Raw genomic sequence first — 10,153 nt, forward strand, 5'->3', positions numbered from 1 at the left:
TCACCGAGCCCGAGCCCGGCTTGTTCACCCAGCCCCGCCCCTGAACACCAGCCCACCCCACCGAGCAGGGCACCTCACCCAGACCTCATCGCGAATCGGGCATCACGGCGCGAACCGCACTCTCAGTTCAGTAGGAGGGCCCGCAGGCCTCTTGTTCGGCCGGCGCACAGTCGGAGCCGTCCTGGTCCGGGCCACAGGCCGTGACCGTGTAGGCGAGTTCGCCGAAAGGGATGTTGCCGGGAGAGGGCTGGCACGAATCCTCATTCGGGGTGCAGGAGTCGGGCGTGCACGCGTCGTGGGCGCCTGCGAGCGGCTGCGGGATGGCTGCGGTGAGGGCGGCCCATTGCGGGCTGGTGACGATCTGTGCGAGCGGCGTGGTGCGGGCGTTGCCGGCGGTCAGCATGCTGCCGGACATCACGCATCCGGCTACTTCGCCGTTGGGGAGTACTGCGGCGCGTCCGCGGGCGCATTGTCCGCACAGCTCGGTGAGCTGGTGGGTGTCGTCGGTGTCGGCGCCACGGCCGATCTCGCGGAGTCGATCGGTGCGGATGTTCGTCACGCCCATTTCGCGCAACTGGGCGGCGGCCTCGTCGGCGTGCTGCCCTTCGCGGACGTGGACGATCGCGGCGCGTACGGGGATGCGGTAGAGGAGTGCTCTGGCGATGTTGGCCTTGGTGCGGCGGTAGGAACCGCGCTGCTGGGTGATCGCTTCGTGCTCTTCGGGCTGGTCGCTGTAGTAGGAGGTGGCCAGGGTGACGCCGCGCTGCCGCAGCACCGGCCACAGCGCTGCCCTCACGTGGATCAGGTTGGTGAAGACCTCGACGGCGATCCCGTGGTCGACGGCGCGCGTGATCAGGTCGGACAGGTCCGGGTGCAGTGTCGGCTCTCCGCCGATGAGCTGCACCTGCCGCACGCCGAGAGCGGCGGCCTGGTCCAGGAGGGACAGCCAGTCCTCGCGGGTCATCTCCCCCGCCGTGCCCTGGGGACCGGACTGGTTGTAGCAGTGGGTGCACTGGGCTTGGCAGGCTCGGGTGATGTCTAGCGCGAGCCGCTGTAGGGGGCGAGTTGTGGCGGGAGATTCGAGTGTCACGGACATGTCGTGCTCCTTTTCTGACGGGGCGGGTGGATGTGGAGGTACGGGCTGCCGCCGCCCGTCCCTGACGGGGGTCTTGGGACGGGCGGCGGCTCGGAAGGGGACGCCGCGAGCTCGGCGGGGAGGCGTTGTCGACACGGACGGCCCCGGCTCATTGGGCGGCGCTGGTACTGCTGGGCGTCGGTGTCCAGCGCACGCGGGGGACGAGGGTCGGATCCAGGGCGACGGCCAGGGCGTAGACCTCGAAGAGAGCGGCGGCCACCGTGTCGATACTCCACTCGAACCGGGTCAGAACCTGCGCTGAGCTGGCACCTTCGGCCGGCTCACTGTCCGGCGGTGGTGCCACAACGTGTGCGGTCCGCTCCAGCACGCGGGCGAACTCCTGGGCGGCACGCCGCACGGTGGCGAGCTGGGCGGTGGTGAGTTCCGGCGCGAGGCTCGGAGGTTCGGGCACGGACATTACGACGCGCTCCTGTCCTGATCGTCGAAGTCTGGGGGTTGTCTCAGCTGGAAGTGGTGACGGGTTCCGTCGCCGTCCGGCGGGAGGGACAGGCTGTACGTCTCGCCGTTGGCCAGGGCCCGCAGCGCGTTGCCGTGCTCGGGGATGTCACGCCGCAGGAGACGCACGGGGCCGATTGCGTCCGTCTCGACCTGATCGGCGAGTTGGTCGAGCCGCGTCAAGAGCCAGCACAGCGCGGCGTATGGGGTGTCCATGGGCTGACGTGCGCACTTGATGCGTTGTCCGTCCGATGTCAGGGCGTCGTGCGCGCACCGGTAGGCGGTGGGCAGCGGCAGCACAATGACGGACTCCCGCTCTGCGCCGGCGGTCAGCACGTCGTCCCCGCAGGAGCGGCGGTCAGCTGGCACTCGGCCCACACCGCCAGCGCACACCCGACGCCCTTGATTGGGCGCACACCCCATCGATCCGCGGTCGTCTCCACGATGAGCAATCCCCGGCCGTGGTCGGCGCCGTCCGCCGCCACGTCCGCCCGAATCTCGCCCTCGTGGGCCTGCTCGGCGGCAACAACAAGGTTCACCACGTCGTCGAGCAGGGTGGCCACCACACGAATCAACGTGCTGTCGGTGTGCGTCACCGCGTTCGTGACCAGCTCACTCACGATCAGAACGGCGGTGTCCGTCTCCGCGTCGCTGGCCAGCCAGTCAGCCAGGGCGGCCCGCACGCACTCGCGCGCTTTGCCGGGTGACGCGGTCTCACGAAGTAGCAGAATTCCGGCTGACGCCGACGTCGGCCGCCGCCGACGGCGGGGCCGGCGATGGAGCTCGGGGGCCTGCTGGGGGCGGTCCTGGGATGTGGCGGGCGGTGTCATGGGCCCGGCCTCCTCGGGTGCGGTGCCGTGCGCGGCCGTCTCGACCGCACGTGTGCGGGGTCAGGGACGGGTCGGCGGCCGGAGCGCGGCCATCACAGCGGCGGCCTGCGGCAGCGGGATCTCAGGGACCGGGGCCTGGACCCATTCGACGTGTCCGCCCGCGGCCGCGCCGGGCAGCGGGACGGGATGGGGCCAGTCCTGGACGGTGACCCCGTGCGCCTGCGGGAGCGGCTGCGGCGCATTGCTGATCACGACCGTGGCCCGTTCCCCGATGACACGGAATTCCCGCACGGTCGCCGTACGCAGGACGGGAGCGATGATGCCGACCCGGGCCATCCGCTCGATCACCTCATCGCAGGTGAGGACGTCAACCGCCAGTGAGGCGACGACCGCCGTACCGCCACCGCGTGCGATCACCCCGTAAGCCGGCCGCTCGGCCCAGAGAACGTCCAGCGCGTACGGGCTGGTCGTGACCTCCTTCTCCCACCCGGGCGAGGCCTCGGGATGCAGGTCCTGGAGGGGGCACGGGAACGGGGGCAAAGACAGGCCGCCCGGCGCCTGCCCTCGGCGGCCGTTGCAGCTCGGCGTGACCTGCCATCCATAGGAGGCGTACAGGTCCGTCCACGACCGGGCTTCCTCCGCCCGGTGCCGGAACGCGTCATCGCCGTGAGGCCGCTGAACCTGCATCAGACGGCGGCGGGGGTTCGATAGTGGGTCGGCTAAGTCCTGGACTGACTGCATAGCCGCGCTCCCTCGTGAGTTGCCTCCTGGCGGCCCACGACCGGCGATCGCAGGCAGACGCGAGATTCACAGCAGAAAGATCACTTAGGGCAATCCTTCAAGTGCCATGGGTGACGCCCCTTGGCAGTATGGCACTGCCCGTCTCTTCCTGGGAATCTCATGAAGGAAATCCCTTACGCTCATTCGGAGGAAAGGGGCCCGCGGTGAGAGCTGACGGTCCGTGGCCGGTTGCCTCGCTTGCTGTCTGCCTTGCTGGTCGGGAGACTTGGCGCGATCAAGAGTGTGAAGGGGATGACATGGCAGCGGGCCCAACGACCCGGCGCCGCCAACTGGGTGCCGAACTGCGCCGGTTGAGGCGCCGAAAGAAGATGAGCCTGGAAGAGGCCGGCGAAGCGGTCGGCGTCTCGCGGGCGACGATCCACCGCTATGAGGGGAACCAGGGCCCGGTACGGTGGGTGATCGTCGAGGCGCTGTGCCGCGTTTACGATGCGGCCGAAGCCGAGAGCGCGGCTGTCATCGCCTTGGCGAAAACCGTGCGCGTACAGGGCTGGTGGAAGGCGTATGCCGATGCCATCCCGGACTGGATCACTCCACTGATCACGCTGGAGGATGAAGCGGCAGAGGAGTGGCATTGGGCGAATACGTACGTCCCCGGCATTCTGCAAACCCGCGCGTACGCCTCGGCCGTCATCCAGGCGTCGGAGATGCGCGCGGGTGACGATGACATCGCGCGCATGGTCGATGTCCGCATGGCCCGACAGGACATCCTCAAGCGGGATCATCCTCCGCACCTATGGGCCATCGTCGACGAGGGAGCGCTGATGCGCCGGGTCGGTGGCTACGCGGTGATGGCTGAGCAGATGGAACACTTGGTCATCAGCACCCAATCCCCGCACGTCACCTTGCAGGTTCTCCCGTACTCAGCCGGCGCCCACCCGGCAGACTCCACAGGGTTTGTCGTCATCAAGAATCTGGACCCGACCTTGGACGTAGTCCACCTGTCCAACCGGTCCGGCGCTCTGTACCTCGAAAAACCGGTAGAGCTGGAAACGCACAGACTGGTATTCGAGTACCTACGGTCCCAAGCGCTGAGCGCTACCCAATCATCTGAAATGATCGCCGGACTGGGCGAGAAGTTCGCCACGGAAGCACGCGAGGAGCGGTCTTAATGCACGTCGACACAGCGCCTACCGACGATCTTCGCTGGTTCAAATCCTCCTACAGCGGCAGTTCCGGGAGCGAGTGTGTCGAAACCGCCTCGCTCATCTCCGGCATGGCCGTACGCGACTCCAAGGATCCGCACGGCGCCACCCTGGCGTTCTCCGCTGGCGCGTGGGCCGCTTTCGTGGCGGAGGTACAGAGTGGGCGCCTCGGCGGCTGACCTGGCAGCGCAGGGGAAGGGCCGGACCCAAATCCTTGGGTCCGGCCCTTCGGCACGTCACCGGCGCTTGCCGCGCCTCTTCGTGGTCTCAACGACCGACCGACGGGAGGTGGTGGGCCTGATCGGCAAGGAGCAGTCCGCGGGACCTGTGCCTCGGCACACTCCCGTTCGGCACACTCGGCCCGCTCCTCGGCTTCGGCCTGTGCCGTCTGTGCCGCCTGGATCTGACCGTGTGCCACGGCGAGCGCCTTCCGGTCGTCCTGCGCCTGGCGCTCGCTCGCTGCGGCACGCTCGGCGGCGGTCTGCTCGCGCTGGTGTGCCTCGGCGCTCTCGTGCCTGGCGGTCTCCGCCTCGGCGTGCGCCGTACGAGCTGCGTGTTGTGCCTGCTCGGCGAGCTGCATCGCGGCTGCCTGTGCGCCCTCGGCCGTGTGCCGGGCCTTATCGCACCGGCTGTGTGCCGCCTTGATCAGGCCGTCCGCGTCCACCAGCTCGTCCAGCGCGCCGTTCGCGACACCCTCACCCCCGCCCAGCGCGACGATCTCGCCCGCATCGCCGCCGACGCCCTGACCGCCGCCTGGCCCGCCATCGAGTCCGACACCGTCCTCGCCCAGGCCCTGCGCGCCAATACCCAGGCTCTCACCGGCCACGCCGAGGACGCCCTGTACCAGCCCGATGCACACCTTGTGCTGTACCGCACCGGCAACAGCCTCGGCGAGACCGGACAGGTCACCGCCGCGCGCGACCACTTCCAGCACCTCACCGCAACAACCCGCCACCACCTCGGCCCCGACCACCCCGACACCCTCGCCACCCGGCACAACGTCGCCGCCTGGCGGGGGGAGGCGGGGGATGCGGCCGGGGCCGTGGCCGCGCTCACCGAACTGCTGCAGGACCGGGTGCGGGTGCTGGGCCCCGTCTGAGGCGGCCCGCGGGGTGTGGACACACCTGAGAATGGATCTTGACGGTCCAGGAAGGTGTAGGTCTCCATGGCAAGGCCCTCGAAGTTCAGTCCGGAGTTCCGGTCCGACGCGATCGCGTTGTGGCGGGCTTCGGCCGGCAGGCGAACGTATCGGGACGTTGCTACCGATCTGAACGTCAACCCCGAGACGCTGCGCGTCTGGGTGCGCGACGTGGACGGGCCCCCGGCGGACGGCGGCAAGGTGACGCCGGGAGATGCGGAGGCGGAGCCGGCCCGGTTGCGGGCGGAGACCGCCCGGCTGCTGAAGGCCGAGAAAGAGTGGCAGCGGGAGCGCGAGATCCTGCGACGGGCAGCCGCCTATTTCGCGAAAGAGATGAAGTGAGGACCCTTCCCCAAGCTCTTCGAGCAGGGGAGACCCCATGCTGGGACTTCGTCTCCGCCCACGCCGGCGTCTTCGGCGTTCAGCGGCTGTGCCGGGTGCGGGTCTGTACAGCGAACGGTGGAACTCGGTCGGTTGATTTCTAGCGGCGTCCGGCGGTGAGCCGGCCGTCGAATGCCATGTCGAAGGCTTGGAGTGCGGCCTTCCATCGCATGGTCCAGCTCCGCCCGACGGCGAGGACTGCGAGTGGACGGAGCCGTCGCCGCTGTTGGCGCAGTTGTAGAGCTTGATGTGGTTGCCGGTCTTGTCTCCGCCTTCCGAGTTGTTGAGGCAGAGGTTGGTGTTGATGGCGCTCTGGACGAGGAAGTGGGTGGGGTCGACGTTGACGATGTTCCACTGAGCTCGTTTCATCTTGAAGTTGCTGGTCACGGGGCTGGTGTGCGGCGTTGATGGGGTGCTCATGCTGATCCGGGGTGTGATCGGCAGGAGGTGATCGTCCGTCAGCGCTGTACTTCGGCGTTCGTCAGTACGAGCAGGGCTCGCAGGAGCGTGGTGGCGTGACGGGGGTGCAGCCGCATCTTGGTGAGGATGCGCCAGTTCTTCAGGTCGGCGAAGCCGTGCTCGTTGGCCGCGCGTTCGCGGCTGACCAGCTTGTTCGCCTCTTTCTGGGCGGCGGTGAGGGGGTGGCCCCGGGTCGCTTTGCGGCCGGTGACGATCACGGGGTGGTCGGGGTCGTCGTCCAGGCCGGTGAAGCCGAGGTCGGCCAGGGCGCCGAGGTCGGCGGCGCGCAGGTGGGCGCAGATGTGGTCGTGGCGGGCGGCGGTGATCTCCGAGGAGCGTCCCGGGCGGGCCGCCGAGATCCAGATCAGGTTGCCCTTCTCGTCGGTCAGGGCGAGGAACAGCAGGCCGTGGGCCTTGTGTTTCCCGCTGTAGTTCGGCCGGTTCTCGTTCCCGGTGCGGCGTCTGGTGCGCACGAGGGTGCCGTCGATCAGGACGACCTCGCCACCGGTGCGGGTGACCTTCTTCAGGGCGCGGTCAAGGCGCGGGGCGCGGGCGGCGAGCAGGTCGATGACTTCCAGCAGCCAGCGCCGCAGGGTGGAGGCGGAGACGTCGTTGGCGCCGGCGATGTCCGCCAGGCGCTGGTCGTGGCGGAGCACGGCCAGGACGAGCAGGGCGATGCGGCCGGGCGGCAGCTTGCGCCACCGGGAGTGGATCTTCTTCAGATGCTGGCGGATCAGGCCGGCGACCAGGTCCAGGGTGGTGCTCGACAGCGGCAGGCGGCACTGGTAGACCAGTTGGTCAGGGCCCTCGACGTGCTGGGAGTTCTTCGACATGGACACCCCAACTTGCGTTGGGGGCCCACCGGGTACGCCGTGATCCGGTCACGTCTACTGGCCCGGCCTGGTCGTATAACGGCCTGCCGGGGTGCGGTGCAGCCAGCCCCGCTCCGCGAGCCGCTTCAGCTTCGCGCGTACCGCTTCCACCTGGCCGGGCAGCGTTCCCTTGCCCAGCTGGACGCTCACCTGACCGGCCTTGACCGGCTCCGCCGCCGCGGCCACCACCCGCAGGACCGCCTGGTAGTCCTCGGGCAGCGCGCTCTCGTCCATGCCGTCCTCGCGGGGCGGGATCAGCAGCATCCCGCCCGCCCCGGGCGCCGTGGTGACCCGTTCCAGTTCCGCGTCCATGGCGGGGTCGTCCGCCTCGCCGGCGCGGTCGGCCTCGATGAACTGCCCGATCACCACCTCGGCCGCCTCCAGCCGGGCCACCTCCGCCTCGATCTCCACCAGTTCCTTGCGCAACTGCCCAGCGCGCTCGGCCAGCACAATGCGCCGCTGCATCACCCACGTCAGCACCTCAGCCACCAGCAGCCCCTCCCCACACCGATCCTCCTGCCCGGAGCGTAGGAGGCCGCCGCGGCCGGACACCGCGATTCCTGCGAACCCGCCACACGGCAGACGATCACCTGCTACCGATCACGCCCCCGACCGGCACGAGCACCCCGATCGCGCCCCACACCAGCCCCGTGACCAGCAACTTCAAGATGAAACGAGCTCACTGCTGTGCGGGGGTGCTGTTGCAGCCCCACTGCTGGATCTGGGCGCCGATGACGGCGTTGCCGTTGGGGATGTCGAGGCAGAGGTTGTCCTGGAGCTTGATCGGATTGCCGGTGGTGCTGAGGGCGTTGGCGGGGGTGGCGGCGAGGCCGGTGGCTATGAGGGCGGTGGCGGAGACGGTGACAGCGGCTATACGGCGCTTGAGCATGGGTGTGTTCCCCCGGGTGGGTTGGACTTGGCTGCCCGAGACGTCCCGCGTGGCGTCCCAACTCTCTGGCGGGCGTCTCGGGACGAAGGCGGGATGCGTTCGCTGCCCTGAGACGGCGGAACGCGGACCGCTCGCTGGTATACATTGCGCAGTGCCAAGATCGCCGCCGTGCTGATGCCGGGCGGCGGGTGGCATCTTTGGGCGTCGCCATCCCCATCCCCATCCCCATCCCCATCCCCACAGGAGAATCCCCCGTGCTCATCCGCAAGCACATAGCCAAGATCGCCGCTGTCGCCGCAGCGCCGCTGCTTGCCGCCACGCTCGGCACTGGCACCGCCCACGCCGGTGTCACCGTGGCACCCATCAAGTTTTCCAACGGCTACTGCCTCGACGTCTCTGGCGGCAACTTCGTTGTCGGTGCCACGGTCCAGCTCTGGGGTTGCAACGGCACCTCCGCTCAGGATTGGTGGCTGCGGCAGACGGACTCCACCCACTTCGAGGTCCATAGCGCCTCGACCAACGACCCCCAGGGCCGCATGCTGTGCCTGAACAACTGGGAAGGAGGCGACAAGACCGGCAACCACATGCGCCTCTACTCCTGCTCTGAGGGATCCTGGGGCGACACCACGTTCAACTGGGTCTACAAGGGCAACGGCAGGCAGATGCAGCCGCGCTCCGCCTCCGCCAACTGCGTCAACTCCTGGGGCGGCCTCTACCAGGGCGCCGAGGCCCGCCTGTACGGCTGCTTGGACAGCGTCGAAGAGAACATCATCTCCTACCCGGCCCCGTTGTAACCCCACCACGACAGGCGCGGCCACTCACCCTTGGGCCGCCTGATCCCCGGCGCGCCCTACGCGCCCGACGGCCCCGCTCTCCCGGTACCGGGAGAGCGGGGCCGCGCCGTGGCATGAATTGGTGAGGTCCGGTGCCCGGTGTTCCCGGGGGCAGTACCGCCGGGCCGCCCCAAGCGGACAGCTGGCGTCGGCTGGTGACGGGAGGTCAGCGCGCGGCTGTGTCCGTGCCTGTGCCGAGCTGGCGTCGGCTGGGGGAGCGGGGGCCCCGCCGTGGGTGTCTCGATGGCCGTAGGGAGGGCCTCGGCGGCGAAGAGGGGCCCGGCGGTCGGCCGTGGGCTGTGCAGGGGGAGTTGTGGGGCGCTGGCCGGTGCCCAGGGCGCGACGTTCGGTCATGCGTCTATTCTTGCGGCCCCGCCGAACCCGTAGGGCCCGGATTCCATTTGGCCGCGTGCAAATCGCTTTCCCTCCAGAGAGCAGGGAAAGCGATTTTCAATAGGGACGAATTCACTCGGCATGCGGAATTCAATAAGCCCCGAGAATCGTCCGCAATTTACGCGACGGCCAGAATCTAACTACCCGTCAGATTTTTTATCCTGACCCTAGATTGGGGCTTGTGATGATCTGCGATTTTTTGTCGGTGGTGGTTCGGCATCGTGATGTCAGTGTGGTGGGTATCGGGTTTCTGCTGTTCAGCCTGTTGCGGGCGAGGATTCGAGTGGTGACATAGATGCCGATTTGGTGCTGACGTTTTTGGTGATGGTGCAGGCCAGTTGGTTGCCGGTCGGTATGACGTGGAGTGCGTTGCCGCTGGTCACGAGCGTGCGGGCGATGTACTGGCAGCGCCTGGCTGTTGGAGGCGGGCAGCGTCGCCTCTTACTGTGTGGGCTCAGTTTGTAGTGGATGCCTGTTGCGGTGAGGGTGAGTTGTTCGCCGCCTTGGGCGGTGATGAGAGCGAGGGTGAGCCGCCCACTCTCCCCGCTCAGAGCAGGGTCACTGAGCGCCCCCTGAGCGGACCGGTGAGCGAGGGTGAGCCGCCCACCTGGCGCCGCCGTTGGAGCCTGCGGCGGCGCACCTGAGTGATGATCTGCGGGTTTTTGTCGGTGGTGGTTCGGCATCGTGATGTCAGTGCTGAACAGTTCCGGGTTCGGTAGAGACTCTAGATTGTGGCTGTGACCTGTGGTTCTTGGGCGTTTTGGTAGTGGGTGGTTTCGTATTCGGCGGGTGGGACGTGGCCTATCTCACCATGGAGTCGACGA

The 10,153-nt window shown here is 68.3% G+C and carries 13 protein-coding genes; 5 read left to right on the forward strand and 8 right to left on the reverse strand.

Annotated elements, in window-relative coordinates:
• Positions 1-127 precede the first annotated feature (127 nt).
• The 5 genes from QMK24_RS39450 to QMK24_RS39470 all read right to left on the reverse strand — a co-directional run bounded on the left by QMK24_RS39450 (position 128) and on the right by QMK24_RS39470 (position 3,162).
• On the reverse strand, positions 128-1,096 hold the full coding sequence (locus QMK24_RS39450; RefSeq protein WP_283471724.1) for a radical SAM/SPASM domain-containing protein: 969 nt from the start codon (positions 1,094-1,096) through the stop codon (positions 128-130).
• Positions 1,097-1,244: 148 nt separating this feature from the next.
• A complete protein-coding gene (locus QMK24_RS39455; RefSeq protein WP_283471725.1) occupies positions 1,245-1,553 on the reverse strand; it encodes a hypothetical protein in 309 nt (102 codons plus the stop codon).
• Entirely contained in the window at positions 1,553-1,927 is a 375-nt protein-coding gene (locus QMK24_RS39460; protein ID WP_283471726.1) for a hypothetical protein, read from the reverse strand. The genes QMK24_RS39455 and QMK24_RS39460 overlap by 1 nt, the downstream gene beginning before the upstream one ends.
• Positions 1,921-2,421, reverse strand: coding sequence for an ATP-binding protein (locus tag QMK24_RS39465; RefSeq protein WP_349307959.1), 501 nt, complete (start codon positions 2,419-2,421; stop codon positions 1,921-1,923). Before QMK24_RS39465 ends, QMK24_RS39460 begins: the two co-directional genes overlap by 7 nt.
• A gap of 60 nt (positions 2,422-2,481) precedes the next feature.
• Complete coding sequence (locus QMK24_RS39470) at positions 2,482-3,162, reverse strand: bifunctional DNA primase/polymerase (protein ID WP_283471728.1); 681 nt, start codon at positions 3,160-3,162, stop codon at positions 2,482-2,484.
• A gap of 296 nt (positions 3,163-3,458) precedes the next feature.
• On the opposite strand from QMK24_RS39470, the gene QMK24_RS39475 reads away from it, so the two are divergent.
• The 4 genes from QMK24_RS39475 to QMK24_RS39490 all read left to right on the forward strand — a co-directional run bounded on the left by QMK24_RS39475 (position 3,459) and on the right by QMK24_RS39490 (position 5,844).
• Positions 3,459-4,331: a helix-turn-helix domain-containing protein gene (locus QMK24_RS39475; protein ID WP_283471729.1), complete on the forward strand. Its 873-nt coding sequence runs from the start codon at positions 3,459-3,461 to the stop codon at positions 4,329-4,331.
• Positions 4,331-4,543: a DUF397 domain-containing protein gene (locus QMK24_RS39480; protein ID WP_283471730.1), complete on the forward strand. Its 213-nt coding sequence runs from the start codon at positions 4,331-4,333 to the stop codon at positions 4,541-4,543. The genes QMK24_RS39475 and QMK24_RS39480 overlap by 1 nt, the downstream gene beginning before the upstream one ends.
• 230 nt (positions 4,544-4,773) lie before the next feature.
• Entirely contained in the window at positions 4,774-5,463 is a 690-nt protein-coding gene (locus QMK24_RS39485) for a tetratricopeptide repeat protein (RefSeq protein WP_283471731.1), read from the forward strand.
• Positions 5,464-5,529: 66 nt separating this feature from the next.
• On the forward strand, positions 5,530-5,844 hold the full coding sequence (locus QMK24_RS39490; protein ID WP_283471732.1) for a transposase: 315 nt from the start codon (positions 5,530-5,532) through the stop codon (positions 5,842-5,844).
• Positions 5,845-6,341: 497 nt separating this feature from the next.
• On the opposite strand, the gene QMK24_RS39495 is transcribed toward QMK24_RS39490, so the two are convergent.
• The 3 genes from QMK24_RS39495 to QMK24_RS39505 all read right to left on the reverse strand — a co-directional run bounded on the left by QMK24_RS39495 (position 6,342) and on the right by QMK24_RS39505 (position 8,103).
• A complete protein-coding gene (locus tag QMK24_RS39495) occupies positions 6,342-7,175 on the reverse strand; it encodes a transposase family protein (RefSeq protein ID WP_283471733.1) in 834 nt (277 codons plus the stop codon).
• Between the two features lie 54 nt (positions 7,176-7,229).
• Positions 7,230-7,703, reverse strand: a complete 474-nt coding sequence (locus QMK24_RS39500; RefSeq protein WP_283471734.1) for a hypothetical protein — start codon at positions 7,701-7,703, stop codon at positions 7,230-7,232.
• Positions 7,704-7,893: 190 nt separating this feature from the next.
• On the reverse strand, positions 7,894-8,103 hold the full coding sequence (locus QMK24_RS39505; RefSeq protein WP_283471735.1) for an RICIN domain-containing protein: 210 nt from the start codon (positions 8,101-8,103) through the stop codon (positions 7,894-7,896).
• A gap of 254 nt (positions 8,104-8,357) precedes the next feature.
• Here QMK24_RS39505 and QMK24_RS39510 point away from each other — a divergent pair, with 254 nt between their 5' ends.
• Entirely contained in the window at positions 8,358-8,897 is a 540-nt protein-coding gene (locus QMK24_RS39510) for an RICIN domain-containing protein (protein ID WP_283471736.1), read from the forward strand.
• The last annotated feature ends 1,256 nt before the right edge of the window (positions 8,898-10,153 follow it).

The organism is Streptomyces sp. PH10-H1 (genome assembly GCF_030063355.1).
Classification (GTDB): domain Bacteria; phylum Actinomycetota; class Actinomycetes; order Streptomycetales; family Streptomycetaceae; genus Actinacidiphila.

Excerpts from the sequence above, each read along its gene's own strand:
- QMK24_RS39450 (WP_283471724.1), bottom strand. The coding sequence starts at position 1,096 with ATGTCCGTGACACTCGAATCTCCCGCCACAACTCGCCCCCTACAGCGG.
- QMK24_RS39455 (WP_283471725.1), bottom strand. The coding sequence starts at position 1,553 with ATGTCCGTGCCCGAACCTCCGAGCCTCGCGCCGGAACTCACCACCGCC.
- QMK24_RS39490 (WP_283471732.1), top strand. The coding sequence starts at position 5,530 with ATGGCAAGGCCCTCGAAGTTCAGTCCGGAGTTCCGGTCCGACGCGATC.
- QMK24_RS39465 (WP_349307959.1), bottom strand. The coding sequence starts at position 2,421 with ATGACACCGCCCGCCACATCCCAGGACCGCCCCCAGCAGGCCCCCGAG.
- QMK24_RS39480 (WP_283471730.1), top strand. The coding sequence starts at position 4,331 with ATGCACGTCGACACAGCGCCTACCGACGATCTTCGCTGGTTCAAATCC.
- QMK24_RS39505 (WP_283471735.1), bottom strand. The coding sequence starts at position 8,103 with ATGCTCAAGCGCCGTATAGCCGCTGTCACCGTCTCCGCCACCGCCCTC.
- QMK24_RS39475 (WP_283471729.1), top strand. The coding sequence starts at position 3,459 with ATGGCAGCGGGCCCAACGACCCGGCGCCGCCAACTGGGTGCCGAACTG.
- QMK24_RS39495 (WP_283471733.1), bottom strand. The coding sequence starts at position 7,175 with ATGTCGAAGAACTCCCAGCACGTCGAGGGCCCTGACCAACTGGTCTAC.
- QMK24_RS39470 (WP_283471728.1), bottom strand. The coding sequence starts at position 3,162 with ATGCAGTCAGTCCAGGACTTAGCCGACCCACTATCGAACCCCCGCCGC.